This window comes from Gordonia sp. SCSIO 19800 (genome assembly GCF_018132775.1).
Lineage (GTDB): Bacteria > Actinomycetota > Actinomycetes > Mycobacteriales > Mycobacteriaceae > Gordonia > Gordonia hongkongensis.
The window spans coordinates 89,472-107,365 of record NZ_JAGRQM010000013.1; the positions used below are offsets into that span (position 1 = coordinate 89,472).

Sequence of the window (17,894 nt, forward strand, 5' to 3'; positions counted from 1 at the left end):
GTGGATCACATGAACTCTGACAGCACCGCGGCCGGACAGAAGTCAGGGCCGGGCACGCTCTACGGCATCGGACTCGGCCCGGGTGACAGCGAGCTGATGACCGTCAAGGCCGCCCGCCTGATCAGCACCGCGGACGTGATCGCGTATCACTCTGCGCGACACGGCAACAGCATCGCGCGATCGGTGGCCGCACCCTACCTGCGTGACGGCCAGACCGAGGAACGTCTCATGTACCCGGTCACCACCGAGACGACCGACCACCCCGGCGGGTATCAGGGCGCGCTCGACGACTTCTACGCCGAGAGTGCCGAACGTCTCGCGGTGCACCTGCGCGCGGGTCGCGATGTCGTCCTGCTCGCCGAGGGCGATCCACTTTTCTACAGCTCTTATATGCACATGCACAAACGCCTGGCTTCGCACTTCGACGCCGAGATCGTGCCCGGCGTCACCTCGGTCAGCGCGGCGTCCGCGGCGACCGGGGTCCCGCTCGTCGAGGGCGAGGAGACGCTGACCGTCGTGCCCGGCACCGCGTCGACCTCGGAGCTGCTCTTCCGTTTCCGGTCCGCGGACGCGATCGTGGTCATGAAACTCGGTCGGACCTTCGAGCGGGTGCGCGACGCCCTCCGCGAGGCCGGGCGTCTCGACGAGGCCTTCTACGTCGAACGCGCGTCGACGACCGTCGAGCGGGTGTTGCCGGCCGCCGACGTGAATCCCGCAGAGGTGCCGTACTTCTCGATCCTCGTCGTCCCGGGACGCCGCAACAACCCGATGTTCGAACCGGAGCCCGTCCCGGGTGAGCTCGTCGTCGTGGGGCTCGGACCGGGTCACGACAGCTGGACCACCCCGGAGGTCCGCGCGGAGCTGGCCACGGCCACCGACCTCGTCGGTTACACCACCTATCTCAAGCGCGTCACCCCGCGGCCGGGGCAGCGAGTACACGCCAGCGACAACCGGGTCGAGGCCGAGCGGGCCGAGTTCGCGCTCGACCTCGCTCGACGCGGCGCTCGCGTCGTCGTCGTCTCGTCCGGTGATCCCGGCGTCTTCGCGATGGCCGCCGCGGTCGCCGAGGTCGCCGCACAGCCCCGGTGGCACGAGGTGCCCGTCCGTGTGGTGCCCGGCGTCACGGCGGCGACCGCGGTCGCCGCTGCCGTGGGAGCGCCCCTCGGGCATGACTTCGCGATCATCTCGCTCTCCGACCGGTTGAAGCCGTGGTCGGTCATCGAACGGCGCATCCGAGCCGCACTCGGCGCCGACCTGGTGATCGCCATCTACAACCCGGGCTCGGCGAGCCGCACCTGGCAGGTCGGGGCCCTCAAACACACTCTCTCGCAGACGGTGTCGCCCGATCGCGTCGTCATCCTCGGACGGGACGTCGGTGGTCCGGAGCAGCAACTCACCACGACCACGGTCGCGGACTTCGATCCCGCGGTCGTCGACATGCGCACGATGATCATCATCGGGTCGTCGGCCACAAGGGTCGCGCCGCGCGCGGCCGGAACGTTGGTGTTCACACCGCGCAGTCACCACCCGGTCGACAGCGACGATCACACCGCCGATCAGTCAGCCGAACAGCTCCTCGAGCCAGTTCCGGGCGGCACCGACATCTGAGACGACCGGCGTGTCGGGTTCGGCGGGCCGGTCGACCATGATGACCGCGATCCCGAGTTCGGCCGCGGCCGCCAGCTTGGCCGAGGTCAGCGTTCCGCCGCTGTTCTTCGTGACCAGCAGATCGATGTCGTTGTTCCGCAGCAGGTCTCGCTCCGACCGGTGGTCATAGGGACCCCGCGAGCGCAGCACCTCGTGATGCGGCGGAAGCGCTCCGGTCGGGGCGTCGACGACCCGGATCAGGAACCACGCCGAATCAATCCCCGCGAAGACACCGACGTCCTGGCGCCCGGTGGTCAGGAAGACGCGTCCGCCGCGGGCGGCCACCTCCCGCGCGGCGGCGGGGAGGTCGGGCACGCGTGTCCACGTGTCGGTATCGCCGGGCACCCACGGATCGCGACGCAGGCGCAGCAGCGGCAGACCCGCGTCGGCGGTGGCTCGCGCCGCATTGCGGGTGATGGTCGCGGCAAACGGATGGGTCGCGTCGACCACTGCCTGAATACGGTTGCTCTGCAACCACTCCCGGAGTCCATCGGATCCGCCGAACCCGCCGATGCGCACCGGCCCGACCGGTAGACGGGGGTGTTTCACCCGGCCGGCGAGGGAACTGATGAACGCGATGTCGGTGTCGGCGAGGGTCGAGGCGAGCGCTCGCGCCTCCCCGGTCCCGCCGAGGATCAGGACGTGCGGGACAGGATCCGGCGGGATCTGTTCGGTCACGGCGGCGGGTGGCGATCAGCGCGGAGTTTGGTCATCCGCGCATGCGAGTACAGATAGCTGTCGGTGACGTCCGACCGGCGCGGGCCGAGCACGTGGCCGACGAAGATGACCGCGGTCCTCCGGATGTCGGCGGCGTCGAGGGCCTCGGGCAACCGGTTGAGCGGACACCGCACGATCTGCTCGTTCTCCCGACTGGCGAAAGCGACTGTGGCGGTGGGGCAGTCATCGCCGTAGTGCGGGCTGAGCGCCGCCACGATCTCCTCGGCCCGATGGGCTGCGAGATGCAGCGCAAGTGTCACCCCCGTCCGGGCCAGGGTCGCGAGGTCCTCCCCCGGCGGCATGTCCGTCGACAGGGTGGAGACCCTCGTGATCAGCAGGCTCTGGCCGACACCGGGGATGGTGAGTTCGGTGTCGAGTGCCGCCGCGGCAGCCGCGAACGCCGGGACACCGGGCACGATCTCGTGATCGATTCCGCGCGCGGTCAGCTCACGCTGCTGCTCGGACATCGCTGAGTACACGGAGAGGTCACCGGAGTGGAGGCGCGCCACGTCGTGCCCCTTGCCGACGGCCGCCGCGATGACATCGATGATGTCCGACAGCGGCATCTGGGCGGTGTCGATCAGTTCGGCACCGTCGGGACACAGGTCGAGCAGTTCCGGGGGCACCAGAGACCCGGCGTAGACGCAGGTCTGGCACTCCCCCAGCAGCCGCGCTCCGCGCACCGTGATGAGATCGGGCGAACCCGGGCCGGCCCCGATGAAGTAGACGGTCAACGGAGCGCCTCCGTCGAATCCGCGGCGGCAGCGTGGGGTGCCGTCTTCGCGACGGCCCACTGCACGATCGGCAGCGCAGGGCGCCAGGTGTGCATCGTGCCGAGCGGTGCCACGGTTTCGACCGACAGGCGTCGTAGCGCACCGCCGTGTCGGGCGTGCCAGTGCGTGACGAGCGTCTGGTTCTCCACGGTCACCGCGTTCGCGACGAGCCGCCCCGAGTCCGGCAGAGTCGCCCAGACGAGCGAGAGGATCTCCTCGTCCAGTCCGCCACCGATGAAGACGACATCCGGCTGCGGCGCGTCGGACAGGTCGTCGGGAGCCGGGCCCCGCACCGACAGCCGATGCGCCACCCCGTGTCGGGCGGCGTTGCGCCGCAAACGATCAGCACGATCGGGATCGCGTTCGAAGGCGACGGCCACTCCCCGGTCGTCCGCGCGCAACCACTCGATCGTCACACTGCCCGACCCGGCCCCGATGTCCCAGAGGACCTGCGCGCCGGCCGGTTCCAACGCGCACACGGAGAGGGCGCGGATCGTCGACTTGGTGATCTGGCCGTCGTGTTCGTAGGTGTCGTCCGGCCGCCCCGGGAGCCGGGACCGGCGCGGTCCGACGCAGTCGAGGGCGACGATGTTGAGCGGGTCCCCGGCCCGGCGGCGCCAGGTCTCGGCCGTACCGGTGGCGATCTGTTCGGCCGGCCCACCGAGTTGCTCGAGGACGGTCATCGTCGACGCGCCGAAACCGGCGTCGACCAGGATGCCGGCGAGTGCGGCGGGTGTGGTCTCGTCGCGGCTCAAGACCAGTACGCGAGCCCCATCGGTGACCTCGCCGATCACCACGCCCGGCTCGGCGCGCACCGCACTGACGATCCGGGTCGTGGCGAGGTCCCAGCCCAGACGCGCACAGGCGAGGCTCGCGCTCGACACGGCCGGATACACCCGTACCCGGTCGACACCGACACGCGCGATGATGCTCGCACCGACGCCGTGGAACATCGGGTCGCCGCTGGCCAGGATGTGAATCGTGCCCGGGTGAACGGCGTCCGTGTCCTCGCTCTCGACCACTTCTGCGAGGTGTTCCGACATCGGCGACCGCCACGGTCGCAGTTCGGCGTCCAGTTCGGGCACCGCGCCGTCGAGCAGCGCCAACTGCCGCGCAGCGCCGTAGATCACGCGGGCGCGGCGAAGTTCGTCGCGGACGGTCTCGCCCAGACCGGACCAACCGTCGGCGCCGATCCCGACCACCACGAACTCCGATGGGACGAGCTCGGACGGGACAGACGACGTGACTTCGGTGTCCGGAGACGTCATCGGGGAAGTCTCCGCCACACGGCACGCGGCAGCAGTCGCATCCCGAAGAACAACGGACGCAACGTCCCCGGAATCCAGACCTCACCGCGGCCCTTGCGATAGGCGTGGGCCACCGCGGCGGCGACCTGCTCGGCATCCCGCGACAGCGGGGCCGGCTTCACCCCCGACGCCATCAGGTCGCGGGTCATCGCGCCGATCACGAAGCCCGGGCGGGCCAGCAGCAGACGAGCGCCGGTGCCGTGCAGCGCATCCGCGAGTCCGCTCGCGAATCCGTCGAGGCCCGCCTTGGTCGATCCGTAGACGTAGTTGGCGCGGCGCACCCGGACACCGGCGACCGAGGAGAAGACGATGATGGTCCCGGAGCCCTGCGCGCGCAACACCGACGCGAGCGGGGTGAGCACGCTGATGTGGGCGTAGTAGTCGGTGTGGGCGATCTGAAGTGCATGCGCCACATCGGTTTCGGCGCGGGCCTGGTCGCCGAGGATGCCGAACGCGATGATCGCGATCCCGATCGGACCGTGTCGCTGCGCCAACGACTCGACGAGCGTTGGGTGGCTGTCGGTGTCGTTCGCGTCGAAGGCGACGGTGTGTACCTCGGTTGCACCGGCGTCGAGCAGTCGTGCGGACTCGGCCGCGAGGTCGTCGGGACGGCGGGCCGCCAGGACGACGGTCCGCCCGGATGCGAGGCGCGCCGCGGTGGCGACGCCGATCTCGCTGCGGCCGCCGAACAGCACGAGGGCACCGGACGGGTCGGTGTCCGGACGCGCTGATGCCCCTCTGCTGCGTGACGCCATGGCTGCCAGTATCGCATCGGCCCCGCGACCGACCGTGTGCGGCGTCGCGGCTAGTTTGGTGTCATGCCTCGTACCGCCGCCGATCTCGGGCCCGATGCGCTCGCCTTCCTCGTCGAACGCCACCTCGGGACCCTCACCACGCTGCGTGCCGACGGCACCCCCCACGCCGTGGCCGTCGGCTTCACCTGGGATCCCGACGCCGGCCTGGCGAGGGTCATCACCTCGGACGGCAATCAGAAGGTTCGCAATACCGAGCGGGGTGGCTACGCGGCCGTCACCAACGTCGACGGCCCGCGGTGGCTGACCCTGGAGGGACCCGCGACGGTGAGTCGTGAGCCCGAGCGCGTGCGCGAGGCTGAGCAGCGCTACGCGCAGCGATACCGGGAGCCCAGGCCGAACCCACGCCGCGTCGTGATCGAGATCAGCGTGAGTCGGGTGCTCGGCTCGGCGTCGCTGTTCAGCTAGTGCCCACGTGTGAAGTCGGACGCTGCTTGACGTGGGCGCTGGCGTCGTCAGCAGGTTCGGTCCGGTTCATCGCATAGTCATCAAGGCCGGCCGGAACTTCCCGAACGGTGACGCGCTCCCCACGCTGGTGTGACCGGCGATCTGCGACATCGAGGACAACCGGCTCGGGGACCGACGGGGACCTGACCCCAGATCTCGGACACGTTGAATCCGGCAACGAGCTGGAGGAAGCGAGTCGATCGAGGTACGGCTCGACGACACGAGTGAGAGCGGTTTCGTCAGGACGCGGGTGGACTTGTACGAGTCGACCCCCGAGGCCACGGTGCGTGGTATCGCCGCCGATCTCGGTGGAGCGCGGCACGCTGCGTCACTGGCTCGACCGCTACGGCACTGACCCGCAAGACCGTTGGCGGTCGAGTATTTCGTCGGGGAGACGAACTGGTGAGCCGCTTCGGCGTTTGTCGCCGAACCGGCTCGACACCTACCCGGTGAGGTGGCAATGCCAACTCCTCACGATCGCGTGCTCGTCGTTCACGGGTGGCGGAAGGCAGCCCCCGCGCGGGCAGCGCGGACGGAAGCTGATCATGCTATGCGTGGTCGGACTTGCTGAGCCGCGACTTCGCCGCTTGCGCCCCGAATCGGGCGTGTGTCGGAGACATCGCGTATCTGCCGATCGCTGACGGCACCACCCTGTATGAGCCACGATGACCGACTGCTACTCCCGACCGCCGTCCGGGTGGGCGGTGGTCGATCACATGCGCATCGACCTAGTCGGGTCAACGCTCGGCATCGGGGTTTCTCCCTATATCACGAGGCACCGACAACTTGCTCTCGCCGAATAGCGTTGAATGACATAGCTTTTGAGATTGACGCGCGTCCATTTTGATGTACACTCGAACGTACATTCGCAGCAACGGCAACGGTTCTCAGGGGAGGTGACCATGTCTGATGAATCCGCGACGCCGCAACCGCGTGCCGTCGAACTGGTGGCCGACCTCCACCGCATCCTCGACGAACTGCAGACCGTGGACCTGGCGCCGTGTACCGATACCGAGTTGGCGGATGTGGCGGCCGACACCGAGAAAGCGATCGCACGGTTGACCGTGGCCGGTGACCGGCAGATCGATCAGGTCGAGGCCCGCGACCTGCCCCGCAAAGCAGGCTGTCGGACACTCATGCAGTACATGACCCACCGGCTGCGGGTCTCCAACCCGATGCGGCGTCGTAAGCAGATGGATGCCACCGCCACCCGCACCAGCCTCGGCGGCGAGGTCCTACCACCTGAACATCCGTGCCTCGCTGAAGCGTTCGCCGCGGGTGCGGTCGGCTCCGCGCACGTGCAGGCCGCCTTGGACGTCCTCGACCGCATCCCAGTCGCCATCAACCACGACATCAAGGTCGCCGCCGAACGGCAGATGGCCGAGATCGCCGCCGACCACACACCTGCCGACATCACCCAACTCGGTGCCCGGCTACTGGCCCATCTCGACCCCGACGGCACCCTCGCCGACGATTCGGAACGCAAGAGGCGCCGCGGCCTGTGGATCGGTCGGCAACGAGCCGATGGCACCGCCACCATCTCCGGCACCGTCACACCCGAACTCCACGCCCGACTGTCGATGATGTTCGCGGTCTGGGGCAAACCCGGACTTAACAACCCCGACGACCCGCAGTCTCCGTCCGGGCCCGCCGGCACCGCCGACCCCGACGCCCTGACCGCCGCCGCCGACCGCGACGGACGCACCCCCGCCCAGACCAATCACGACGCCCTCGATGCCGCGCTGGCCGCCGGTTTCGCCGACGGGACTCTCGGCACCTCGCATCGTGGGCTGCCGGTGCAGCTGATCATCAAGGCCGACCTCGGTGATCTGATTCGTGAAGCCGGCCTCGCGACCACTGCCACCGGCACCCTGCTGCCCATCCCGGACCTGATCGCGATGGCCGCCGACATCCAGCCGTGGTTGGCGATCTTCAAAGACCACACCACCGTGCCGCTGCACTTCGGCAGGGGGAAACGTCTCGCCACGCGCGAACAACGCCTCGTCTCCTTCGCCCGCCCTGACGGTGAAGTGTGCTCGGCACCCGGGTGTGACCAGCCCGCCACCCACGTCGAACTCCACCACGCCCAAAGGGACTGGGCGAAGGGTGGTCTCACTAACATTGACGACCTCGCCCCCGCCTGCCCACGCCACAACCGCATGGTCGGCGACAAGCCCGGTCAATACACCACCCGCATCGCTCGGTCCGGACCCGACGAAGGTCGCTGCGTGTGGCGGTTGAACGCCGAACCCGGCGCGCCACCCAACCCCGACCGCCTCAACCGTCGACCCGACATACCCCGACGGTTCGCACACCACCTGAACACCGTGCGCGAGCAGATCCACGGACCACCACCCCGGCCCGGCGATCACCCACGCCCAGACGGCCACACCCACATCGACGCACGCCGCTCATGGGCGACAATCAGCCACGTCATCGATGTCCGACCACCCCGACCCAAGCCCTCCGTCGTCGAAGCGTTCCTCGCCGAGCTTCTCGCCACCCGCTAGTTCGCGTCCATAGATCAAACTCGCGATCAGCGAACTTCGACTCGCCCGATGGACCTCGATCGAAGTCCAGCAGCCGAAATGACGTTCAACGGTCGGACAGGCGTGCCCGCCTCCCGGCGTCAGAGCGATGTCGTTGTCGTACGAGATGAACCGACGACGCGCGGCAGCAGTGTGAGTCCTACAGCCGGACGAGGTCGTGCGGGCGGTTGTTCAGCGACTCGCAGCCGTCATCGGTCACGACGACGATGTCCTCGATGCGGGCACCCCAGTGTCCGGACACGTAGACCCCCGGCTCGACGCTGAACGCCATGCCCGGGCGCAACGGAATGTCGTTGCCGCCGACGATGTACGGCTCCTCGTGTACCGACAGCCCGATCCCGTGACCGGTCCGGTGGATGAACCGATCGGCCAGGCCGCGCTCCGCGAGGAGATCACGCGCCGCCGCGTCGATCGAGGACGCGCTCACCCCCGGCCGGACGGCGGCCACCGCCGCGCGTTGGGCCTCGAGCAGAGCGGCGTAGGCGTCGGCGATCTCGGCGGGCGGATCGTCGAAGCAGTAGGTGCGCGTGGAATCGGAGTTGTAGCCCGGCTCGACCGGGCCGCCGATGTCGATCACGACGATGTCGGACCGCTCGATGACCCGGTCGGAGAACTCGTGATGGGGATCGGCTCCATTCGGTCCCGACCCGACGATGATGAAAGCCGCCTCGGTGTGTCCCTCCTCGAGGATCGCGGCGGCGATGTCGGCGGCCACCTCGCGTTCGGTGCGGCCGGGGATCAGCCAGTCCCCCATCCGCGCGTGCACCCGGTCGATCGCGGCACCCGCGCGGCGGAGCGCGTCGACCTCCGCGGCGTCTTTGATCATTCGTAGTTCGCGGAGCACCTCGGTCGCCAATTGCGGTGTGGCGCCGGTGTGTCGGGCCAGCGGGATGGCGTGGAGGGCGGGCATGGAGTCGGACACCGCGATCCGCGGCTGCGACGGCAATCCGGCCAATGCGAGAGCGTGGGCGTCGTCGCCGTCGACCCAGTCGGCCACCTCGATGTCGAGATCGCCGACCGCGGAGGACGACAGCGACGGGACCTCGAGCCGCGCGATCACCAGTCGGGGATCACCGGTAGCGGGGATCACCAGCGCCGTGAGCCGTTCGAAGGTCTCCGCCCGGGAACCGATCAGGTAACGCAGGTCCGGCCCGGGGGCGACGACCAGCGCGTCCAACTCCGCGGCGCGGGTGAGTTCGGCGGCGCGGCGGACCCGGTCGCGATACACCTGCGCCTCGAAGAGCGGCCCGGCTCCGATCCCCTCGCCCGCCGTCGCGACCCGTGTTGCCCCGCTCCCAGATGCCATGCGACGAACACTACCGCCGACTCATGACAGAGTGTGGGGGTGACGGATTCGTTGATGCTGCTCGACGGCGCCAGCCTGTGGTTCCGATCGTTCTTCGCGCTGCCGGAGAAGATGACCAGCCCGGATGGGCGCCCGGTCAACGCGGTACGCGGTTTCGTCGACACGATCGCCAATCTCGTGGTTCGCGAACGCCCCACACGCTTGGTGGTGTGCCTCGATCTCGACTGGCGCCCCGAGTTCCGCACCGACCTGATCCCCACCTACAAGGCCCATCGCGTCGCGGTCCCCGACGGCGGGACCGACGTCGAGGGCCGGGACATCGACGTCGAAGAGGTACCCGACACGCTCACCCCGCAGGTCGACATGATCATGGCTGTTCTGTCGGCGGCGGGCATCGCCACCTCGGGCGCCGTCGGTTGTGAGGCCGACGACGTGATCGGCACGCTCGCCTACGACGAGGCGAACGATCCGGTGATCGTGGTCAGCGGTGACCGGGACCTACTGCAGGTGGTCGCCGACGATCCCGTGCCGGTGCGCGTCCTGTACGTCGGCCGCGGTCTGGCGAAGGCCGAGATGATGGGCCCGGTGGAGGTCGCCGAGAAATACGGCGTGCCGGTCGAGCGCGCGGGTATCGGCTACGCGGAGATGTCGATGTTGCGCGGAGATCCCTCGGACGGTCTGCCGGGCGTGGCCGGTATCGGCGAGAAGACCGCGGCGAAACTGATCACCGAGTACGGGAGCCTCGACGCCCTGGAGGCGGCTGCCGCCGACCCGTCGTCATCGGTTCCGACGCGGAGCCGCAAGGCACTGCTCGCCTCGGTCGAGTACCTGCAGGCGGCGCGGACCGTCGTCTCCGTGCGCACCGACGCCGAGACGATCGACAGCGGTTCGGACATCCTCCCGGCCGAGCCCGCCGACCCCGCGGCCCTCGCGGAGCTCGTCGAGGAGCTGGGTATCGGAGCGTCGGTGGGGAGGCTGGCCAAGGCTCTCGGCTGGCCCCAGGCCGGCTGAGGCCGCATGTAGCAGCCGGCTGAGGCCGGACGTGACAGCCTGCTGAGGCCGGACGTCACAGCCGGTCGAGTCAGCTGGGGCGCGAGACCTCGTAGCGGCCGTCGTCGTCGATGAATGTGACGGTGACCTGCTGCTGCTGCCCGCCGACGGTGACCGAGCACGTGAACGATGCTCCGGTCTCCACCCGCTGCCCCGACGGGCACTGGACGTCGGAGACGTCGCTGGCCTGGTAGTCCTCGGTGAGGATCTTCTGCACGCCGTCCTGCGCCGCCTGCTGATCGAGGTTCTTCGGTGCCCATCCGGGGAAGAGGAATGCGGTGATCAGCACGATCGCGGCGATGAGGAGCAGCGCGCCGCCGCCGACGAACATCAGCGTCCGGGCGGTCCTGTTCGACTTCCCGGTCGCCATTCCGCTGAACTGGTCGCCGCCCCCGTATTGGTTCTGCCCGTATTGGTTCTGCCCGTATTGGTTCTGGGCGTACGGGTCCTGGCCGGCGGGCTGCTGGCCGTACTGTCCGGGTGCCCCGTACTGACCCGCCCCGTACTGACCCGGTCCCCCGTACTGACCGGCTCCGTATTGCTCGGCGCCATACTGACCGCCGGGCTGCCCGTAGGGCTGACCGGCCGGTTGTCCGTACTGCCCCGGTTGTCCGCCGGGATGACCGACCTGAGTCGGCTGGGACTGAGACGGGGCCGACTGGGGCGGCTGGCCCGTCGGCCCACCCGGCTGCTGGTACGGGTTTTGCTGGTAGGGATTCTGTTGGTACGGATTCTGTTGCGGCTGACCATAACCCGGGTTCTGTGACCCGGGGTTGGCGGAGCCCGGGTTGGGGGCCATGGTGGTCGGGTCGGCCTGCGGGGCGCCCGTCGGAGTTGCGCCGGGGAGGTTCACGATCTCGGTCTTGCCGTCGGGACCGGACTGATCACCGGAGGGATTCGGCTGGGACGGGTTGGGGTTGTACGGGTCGGTCATGAGTCCCTCCCACTCGGCCGTTCACCCGGACGGGTGCCGGCGAACTGTGACGTCGCGGCAGTATCGGGGCAGGACACGCCGACACCGAATGCGGGATGAACGTTACCTCAGCGGCCTGGCACTATCAGCGAACATCGCGCGTGGCCCGGCGTCGCGTCGTCCGGTGAACCGACACCGGCCCACACTCGTCGGCGGAGGTCGACGGCGCGGTTCAGCCGAGCTCGGCGGCGACCACGCCGCGGCGGATGGCCTTGACCGCTGCCCGCGCCGTCCCACCGAGGCGCGTGTCGGAGCCCACGCCGAGTCGGATCTGTTCGAGCAGGTCCACGACCTGCCGGTTCCACCGCACGAAGTCGCCCGGAGAGAGCAGCTGTCCGCGTTCGCCCGCCAGCAACAGGGCCTCGCCGAGCGAACGACCCGACGCCCACGTGGCCACGGCGACCGAGAAACCGGTGTCGGGTTCGCGTGTCGGACTGACCCGATGACGCTGCTCGACCGCGGTGACCCGCGACCAGATCTCGACGGTCGCGGCCATCGCCGCACGCATCGAGCTGCTGCCGGGCAGGGCGTCGACCCCGCTGCAACTGTCGCGCCGGCTCTCGTAGACGAGTGCGGCGACGACCGCGGCGAGGTCGGGGGGTGACAACTCGTCCCAGACCCCGGCTCGGATGCACTCGGTCACGACCAGGTCGCTCTCGCTGTAGATACGGCCGAGCAGCTTGCCCGAATCGGTCACCATCATCGTGTGCCCGGTGGACTCGGTCGACTCGGCGACGCGCTCGAGATATCCCAGCTCGCTGAGGACGCCGACGATGTGATCGAAGGTGACCCCGAGGGTGGACGTCCGCTCCCCGATGCTGCGCTCGGCGTTGACGATGTCGCGCACCAGCCGGTTACGGCGTTCGGCGAGCCGGAACAGCTCGTCACCGTTGGACAGCTGATGTGCCGGGTGCGCGCGCAGGGTTCGCCGAAGGTTCGCGAGTTCGGTGTCGTCGGCGGCGTCGGCGCGCTTCTTCTGACGTCCGCGCGGCATCTCGATGCCGGTCGATCGCAACGCCGACGCCAGGTCGCGGCGGCCGCGCCCGGTGCGTCGATCGGCGTTCTTCGGCATCCGCATGTTGCCCAGCACCTCGGGCGGGTTGACGAAGTCGCGGGTACCGACGCGTCCGCACCAGGCGTCCTCGGTCAGTACGAGCGGCTTCGGATCCTGTGCTTGCGTGGCCGGTTCGATGATGACCGCCAGACCGCGGTGCCGGCCGACGGGTACGCCGATGACATGACCGCGTTTGAGTGCGGCCAGGTCGGCGGTGATGGCGTCGTGTGTATTGACCCGCTTGCGGTACTTCAGATCTCGTTCACGGCGGCGGATGTCCTCGCGCAAAGTGATGTAACCGAGGAAGCCCGCGTACGGACCGTCGTCCGAATCCGATTCGGCGCCAACGGGTTCCAGTCCCCGCGCCTGCGCTGCGCGGGCCAGTTCGCCGTCGAGCTTGCGCAACGCCCGTTGCGCCTCGTCCAGCTTTCGCGCCTGACCGACGACCGATCGATCGGCCTGGAACTGGGCGAACGACCGATGGAGCAGCTCACGCGCGCCGTCCAGGCCCAATCGGCCGAGCAGGTTGACCGCCATGTTGTATTCCGGGGAGAACGAACTCCGCAGCGGGAACGTCCGCGCGCCGGCGAGGCCGGCGACCTCCTCCGGAACCACCTCGGGTGTCCACACCACGACGGCGTGACCCTCGACGTCGATCCCGCGACGGCCCGCGCGACCGGTCAGCTGCGTGAACTCGCCGGGCGTCAGGTCGACGTGCGATTCGCCGTTGTACTTCACGAGACGCTCGAGAACCACCGAGCGAGCGGGCATGTTGATGCCGAGCGCGAGCGTCTCGGTGGCGAACACCATCCGGACCAGTCCGCGCACGAACAGTTCCTCGACCGTGTGCCGGAAGGTCGGGAGCATGCCCGCGTGGTGCGAGGCGAGTCCGCGTCGCAGCCCCTCACGCCATTCGTGCACCCCGAGCACGTCGAGGTCGGCCGGTGCCAATTCGGTGAGATGGCGGTCGACGATCGCGTCGACCTCGCCGATCTCTGCGGGAGTCAGAAGCGAGATCCCGGATCGCAGACACTGCGCCAGGGCGGCATCGCACCCGACACGGGAGAAGATGAACCCGATCGCCGGGAGCAACCCCTCGCGGTCGAGTCGCGTGACGAGGTTCGGCCGGGAGAGCGCGGGTCCGCGTCCGTCGCGCCGACGGGGCGCGCCGCCACGTCCTCGGCCACGGCCGCGCGACGACTCCCGCTCGTCGTCGGCCATCAGGATCCGGTGCCGGATCTGGCGTTTGAGCTCCGGATTGACGCGCGGACGCGTGCCGGCCTTGCGGGCCGGACCGGCGTCGGCCGGATCGAACAGGTCGAACAGTCGCTGCCCGACGAGCATGTGCTGGGACAGCGGCACCGGACGGTGTTCGTCGACGATCACCGAGGTGTCGCCGCGGACCGTCTGGATCCAGTCGCCGAACTCCTCGGCGTTGCTCACCGTCGCCGACAGACTGACGACCCGCACCGACGGTTCGAGGTGCAGGATCACCTCTTCCCACACCGCCCCGCGGAACCGGTCCGCCAGGAAGTGGACCTCGTCCATGACCACATGGGACAGACCGTCCAGTGCCCGTGATTCGGCGTAGATCATGTTGCGGACGACCTCGGTCGTCATGACGACGACCGGGGCATCGGGATTGATCGAACTGTCGCCGGTGAGTAGCCCGACCGACTCGTGCCCGTGGACGGCAACGAGATCGTTGTACTTCTGGTTGCTGAGCGCCTTGATCGGCGTGGTGTAGAAGCACTTCGAGCCACCGGCCAGGGCCAGATGGACGGCGAACTCGCCGACGATGGTCTTGCCCGCGCCGGTCGGTGCGCACACCAGCACACCGTGGCCGCCCTCGAGCGCCTCACACGCGCGGCGCTGGAAGTCGTCGAGGCGGAAAGCGAGTCTCGACGTGAACGAGTCGAGTTGGGTCACAGGACGTCGTCGAAGGTCTCGCGTGCCCGCGTCGACGTACGGGTGGCGTTGGCGACCGCGTTCGCCGGCGCCGGGATCGGCGATGCCGGGGCGATCGGTTTCGTCGGCGGCAGTGGGCTGGCCTCGTCATCGGAGAGGCCCGCCCATGCGGGCGCCTTCTTCGCCTTGCGCCGGTCGAAGATCCGCGCGAACTGGATCGCGAACTCGAGCAGCACGGTGAGCGCGAGGGCCAGTGCGAGCATCGTGAACGGATCCTGGCCCGGTGTCGCGATGGCGGCGAAGACGAAGACCGCGAAGATGAGCCCGCGGCGCCAGCTCTTCAACCGGGCGTAGGTCAGCACGCCGACGACGTTCAGCGCGATGATCAGGAGCGGGAGTTCGAAGCTGACGCCGAAGATCACCAGGACGTTGAGCATGAAGCCGAAGTACTGGTCACCGGCGAGTGCCGTGACCTGGACCTCGTTGCCGACCGTGAGCAGGAAGTCGAAGGCCTTGGCCACCACCAGATAGGCAAGCACCGCGCCGCTGACGAACAGGGTCGTCGCCATAGCGACGAACATGATGCCGTAGCGACGTTCGTGGGCGTGCAGACCCGGCGTGATGAACTGCCAGATCTGGTAGATCCACACCGGGCAGGCGAGGACCACACCCGCGGTCAGCGCGACCTTCAACCGAAGCATGAACTGGTCGAACGGACCGGTCGCCAGAAGGCGACACGAATCATCCGGTGTCAGCGTCGCGCGTGACGACGCAGGCAGATCGCAGTACGGCCCGCGCAGCACGTCGCCGAGCGACGGGATGCCCAGGAAGCCGTGGCTGTACCAGACGAACCCGAAGATGGTGGTGGCGATGATGGCCAGCAGCGAGATGACCATACGAGTGCGCAACTCGTACAGGTGCTCGACCAACGACATGGTGCCGTCGGGATTGAGTTTTCGCTTGCGTTGCCGCGGGTCGAGGCGTCGGGGAATCGGGAGAGTGCGCACTGGCGATGCTCCGACGCGCCCCTAAGCCGATTTCTTGGCGTCGGCGTCGCGCTGCGTGGCCGGCTGGGTCGAGTCACCAGCGGGCAGCTCGCGTCGTGCCGGATCGGTCGCTGCCGCGTCGGTGGTGGCCTGCGCATCCTTGTCGTCGTCCTTCTGCATCTCCTTGACCTCGCTCTTGAAGATGCGCAGCGACTGTCCCAGACCACGGGCGGCGTCCGGCAGCTTCTTCGAGCCGAACAGGATCAGCAGCACGATGGCGACGATCGCCCAGTGCCACCATGACGTGAAGCCCATGAGATCACCCTTCAGTTCGGAGCAGACAGTGTCCAATGCTACCCGACACACGCCGAGCCGGACGGGCCCAGTTGTGGCCGGTCTCAGCGATAACGCCCGCGGGCGGCCTCCGCGGTGTCGGCGACCGCGGCGGCAATCGCCGGGTCATCGACGACCCGCACGGCGCCGGCGAATCCGAGCAGGAACCGGGTGAGCCATTCCGGCGAGCCGTAGACCAACCGGGCGCGGACGGGGAGACCTGGATCGGGCCGGTCCTCGACAGTCTCGAGGGGTTCGAGCGGGTAGTAATCGAGAATCCACAGGTGATCGGCATCGATCTCGATCTCGACGGCCGGAAGGTCGGGGTCCTCGGCGACGAGCACCGACTGATTCGACGCCGCCGCCTCGGCCGGCGGACGGCTCGGCTCGTCGAGGGCGGTCGCGGTGTCGACGCGGTCGAACCGGAACAACCGCACGCCTTCGGCCATCCGGCACCAGGCCTCGAGATAGGTGTGCTGGTCCATGACCTGCAGGCGGATGGGGTCGACCACGCGGTCGGTGACGCTGTCGCGTCCGGCCGAGTAGTAGCGCAGGCGCAATGCCCGCGCTTTCTTGGTGGCCTCGCGGATCGTCGTGTACGTGGGGTTCTCCCCCGACGGCTCGGCGGGTGCGTCGGACGCTCCCGCGACCCCCGGCACCGTCGCACCCACCGCCTGCTCGATCTTGGCGATCGCCCGCCTGGCCGCCGCCACATCGATGACCCCCGGGGTCTCGACCAGCGCCCGCAGTGCGACGAGGAGCGTGCTCGCCTCCACGGTCGTCAGCCGCAGTGGCCGGTCCATGCCCGCGGTGAACCCGACCGTGACGTAACCCTCGCTGAACTCGAGCTCGATCAGGTCGTCGGGGTAATAGCCCGGTAGCCCGCAGACGAAGAGCAGCTCGAGGTCCTTCGTGAGCTGCGCTTGCGTGACCCCGAGTTCGTCGGCGGCCTGAGCAACCGAGATGCCCCGGCGGGCCTGGAAATACGGGACCATCGCCAGCAGTCGGTTGAGTCTCGACGGCGCTGCCGCGGCCATCAGACGCTCACCCCCATCAGACGGTCGAGGCTCGCGATGACGAGCTCGCGCAACTCGGGCGGATCGAGGACGACCGCGTCACGGCCCACACCCAGCACCATCCGTGCCACCGCGGTCAGCGAGTGGATGTCGAGGGTCACGATGTCGCCGGGTTCGCCGTCGAAGTCGGCGGGTTCAGTCGTCGTCGCGGCCCTGCGGAGGCCGAATGCCCGGTCGGCCGCGACCCAGATCCGCGCGACCCGTCCGTCCGAACCTGCAGCGGAATCGACCGCCGCGGAGACGATCTGCTGGAGATCGGTGCCGGCCGGGACCACGACCGCGTCGGCGGCACCGACCGCGGCGACCGTCGTGATCCGCGACAGCCGGAACGTCCGGGTGGCGTCGCGGTCGCGATCGTGGCCGACGACGTACCAGCGGCCGCGGTGGGACACCACTCCCCACGGTTCGACGCGTCGGGTGGTCGGCGCGGCCGCGGCAGACGATCGATGCTGGAACTCGACGGCACGGCGGTCCTGGACCGCGGCGAGCAGGCCGGCGATGACCTCTTCGGAGCCGAGCCATCGTGATGACCCGCCCGAGGTGATCCCCAGATCGTCCTCGGAGCGGACATCGAGCCCGGCGGCCCGGAGCTTGAGGATCGCCGTCTGTGACAGCGTCGAGACCTCGGGGGTGTCCCACAGCGCGGCGGCCATGGCGATCGCCGCGGCCTCGTCGGACTCCAGCGAGATCTCCGGCAACTCGTAGGAGTCGCGGTCGATGCGGTATCCCTCGGCGCCGGCCGCCATCGGCGACCGGCCGGTCACGAGGGGGATCCCGAGATCTCGCAGCTCGTTCTTGTCCCGCTCGAACATCCGGTTGAACGCCTCGTCGGACTGCCCGTCGTCCGGATAGCCCGCGACGTTGCGGCGGATGTAGTCGGCGGTGACGTACTGCCGCGTCCACAGCAGGCAGATCACGAGGTTGAGCAGACGCTCGACTTTGGGGGTTGCCACCGA

Annotated in this window: 15 protein-coding genes; 4 read left to right on the plus strand and 11 right to left on the minus strand. The window is 69.0% G+C overall.

Translation table 11 applies throughout. The features are described 5' to 3' along the window. Positions 1-9: 9 nt before the first annotated feature. On the plus strand, positions 10-1,608 hold the full coding sequence (locus tag KB201_RS15615) for a precorrin-2 C(20)-methyltransferase (protein WP_249145729.1): 1,599 nt from the start codon (positions 10-12) through the stop codon (positions 1,606-1,608). On the opposite strand, the gene KB201_RS15620 is transcribed toward KB201_RS15615, so the two are convergent. Genes KB201_RS15620 through KB201_RS15635 form a run of 4 tightly spaced genes read right to left on the minus strand, consistent with a single transcriptional unit; the run spans position 1,561 to position 5,199 of the window. Continuing rightward, the gene (locus tag KB201_RS15620) at positions 1,561-2,325 is read right to left on the minus strand and encodes a cobalt-precorrin-6A reductase (RefSeq protein WP_254859599.1); all 765 of its coding nucleotides are present in this window, start codon (positions 2,323-2,325) and stop codon (positions 1,561-1,563) included. The two genes, KB201_RS15615 and KB201_RS15620, sit on opposite strands and share 48 nt — an antisense overlap. Beyond that, entirely contained in the window at positions 2,322-3,098 is a 777-nt protein-coding gene (cobM, locus tag KB201_RS15625) for a precorrin-4 C(11)-methyltransferase (protein WP_078112471.1), read from the minus strand. Before cobM ends, KB201_RS15620 begins: the two co-directional genes overlap by 4 nt. After that, positions 3,095-4,405: a precorrin-6y C5,15-methyltransferase (decarboxylating) subunit CbiE gene (gene cbiE, locus KB201_RS15630; RefSeq protein ID WP_078112470.1), complete on the minus strand. Its 1,311-nt coding sequence runs from the start codon at positions 4,403-4,405 to the stop codon at positions 3,095-3,097. The genes cobM and cbiE overlap by 4 nt, the downstream gene beginning before the upstream one ends. Further along, entirely contained in the window at positions 4,402-5,199 is a 798-nt protein-coding gene (locus tag KB201_RS15635) for an SDR family NAD(P)-dependent oxidoreductase (protein WP_211539733.1), read from the minus strand. The genes cbiE and KB201_RS15635 overlap by 4 nt, the downstream gene beginning before the upstream one ends. 63 nt (positions 5,200-5,262) lie before the next feature. Between KB201_RS15635 and KB201_RS15640 the strand changes: the two genes are divergently transcribed. Both KB201_RS15640 and KB201_RS15645 read left to right on the plus strand, forming a co-directional pair. After that, positions 5,263-5,664 carry a PPOX class F420-dependent oxidoreductase gene (locus KB201_RS15640; protein ID WP_078112421.1) on the plus strand — a complete coding sequence of 134 codons (402 nt, stop codon included), beginning with the start codon at positions 5,263-5,265 and terminating at the stop codon, positions 5,662-5,664. A gap of 941 nt (positions 5,665-6,605) precedes the next feature. Continuing rightward, positions 6,606-8,213 (plus strand): HNH endonuclease signature motif containing protein, encoded by a 1,608-nt coding sequence (locus KB201_RS15645; protein ID WP_078112469.1) that lies wholly within the window; start codon positions 6,606-6,608, stop codon positions 8,211-8,213. A 178-nt stretch (positions 8,214-8,391) separates the two neighbouring features. Here the strand turns inward: KB201_RS15645 and KB201_RS15650 are convergent, their stop codons facing one another. Further along, positions 8,392-9,558 (minus strand): Xaa-Pro peptidase family protein, encoded by a 1,167-nt coding sequence (locus KB201_RS15650; protein WP_078112420.1) that lies wholly within the window; start codon positions 9,556-9,558, stop codon positions 8,392-8,394. Positions 9,559-9,612: 54 nt separating this feature from the next. On the opposite strand from KB201_RS15650, the gene KB201_RS15655 reads away from it, so the two are divergent. Beyond that, complete coding sequence (locus KB201_RS15655; protein ID WP_058250584.1) at positions 9,613-10,569, plus strand: 5'-3' exonuclease; 957 nt, start codon at positions 9,613-9,615, stop codon at positions 10,567-10,569. A 70-nt stretch (positions 10,570-10,639) separates the two neighbouring features. Here KB201_RS15655 and KB201_RS15660 read toward each other — a convergent pair whose 3' ends face one another. From KB201_RS15660 to KB201_RS15685, 6 genes are all read right to left on the minus strand, one after another. Further along, positions 10,640-11,542, minus strand: coding sequence for a DUF4333 domain-containing protein (locus KB201_RS15660; RefSeq protein ID WP_211539735.1), 903 nt, complete (start codon positions 11,540-11,542; stop codon positions 10,640-10,642). Positions 11,543-11,753: 211 nt separating this feature from the next. Beyond that, a complete protein-coding gene (locus KB201_RS15665) occupies positions 11,754-14,564 on the minus strand; it encodes an RNA helicase (RefSeq protein ID WP_211539737.1) in 2,811 nt (936 codons plus the stop codon). After that, the gene (gene tatC, locus KB201_RS15670; protein ID WP_091344258.1) at positions 14,561-15,478 is read right to left on the minus strand and encodes a twin-arginine translocase subunit TatC; all 918 of its coding nucleotides are present in this window, start codon (positions 15,476-15,478) and stop codon (positions 14,561-14,563) included. Before tatC ends, KB201_RS15665 begins: the two co-directional genes overlap by 4 nt. Positions 15,479-15,571: 93 nt before the next feature. After that, the gene (gene tatA, locus KB201_RS15675; RefSeq protein WP_058250435.1) at positions 15,572-15,844 is read right to left on the minus strand and encodes a Sec-independent protein translocase subunit TatA; all 273 of its coding nucleotides are present in this window, start codon (positions 15,842-15,844) and stop codon (positions 15,572-15,574) included. A gap of 83 nt (positions 15,845-15,927) precedes the next feature. Further along, entirely contained in the window at positions 15,928-16,899 is a 972-nt protein-coding gene (locus KB201_RS15680; protein WP_058250434.1) for a YafY family protein, read from the minus strand. Next, entirely contained in the window at positions 16,899-17,891 is a 993-nt protein-coding gene (locus KB201_RS15685; protein WP_078112417.1) for a YafY family protein, read from the minus strand. Before KB201_RS15685 ends, KB201_RS15680 begins: the two co-directional genes overlap by 1 nt. Between the last annotated feature and the right edge of the window lie 3 nt (positions 17,892-17,894).

Bases quoted from the DNA above. Each gene is read 5' to 3' on its own strand.
- KB201_RS15660 (WP_211539735.1), bottom strand. From the start codon at position 11,542: ATGACCGACCCGTACAACCCCAACCCGTCCCAGCCGAATCCCTCCGGT.
- KB201_RS15650 (WP_078112420.1), bottom strand. From the start codon at position 9,558: ATGGCATCTGGGAGCGGGGCAACACGGGTCGCGACGGCGGGCGAGGGG.
- KB201_RS15635 (WP_211539733.1), bottom strand. From the start codon at position 5,199: ATGGCGTCACGCAGCAGAGGGGCATCAGCGCGTCCGGACACCGACCCG.
- cbiE (WP_078112470.1), bottom strand. From the start codon at position 4,405: ATGACGTCTCCGGACACCGAAGTCACGTCGTCTGTCCCGTCCGAGCTC.
- KB201_RS15655 (WP_058250584.1), top strand. From the start codon at position 9,613: ATGCTGCTCGACGGCGCCAGCCTGTGGTTCCGATCGTTCTTCGCGCTG.
- KB201_RS15680 (WP_058250434.1), bottom strand. From the start codon at position 16,899: ATGGCCGCGGCAGCGCCGTCGAGACTCAACCGACTGCTGGCGATGGTC.
- tatA (WP_058250435.1), bottom strand. From the start codon at position 15,844: ATGGGCTTCACGTCATGGTGGCACTGGGCGATCGTCGCCATCGTGCTG.
- KB201_RS15645 (WP_078112469.1), top strand. From the start codon at position 6,606: ATGTCTGATGAATCCGCGACGCCGCAACCGCGTGCCGTCGAACTGGTG.
- KB201_RS15615 (WP_249145729.1), top strand. From the start codon at position 10: ATGAACTCTGACAGCACCGCGGCCGGACAGAAGTCAGGGCCGGGCACG.
- tatC (WP_091344258.1), bottom strand. From the start codon at position 15,478: ATGTCGTTGGTCGAGCACCTGTACGAGTTGCGCACTCGTATGGTCATC.
- KB201_RS15640 (WP_078112421.1), top strand. From the start codon at position 5,263: ATGCCTCGTACCGCCGCCGATCTCGGGCCCGATGCGCTCGCCTTCCTC.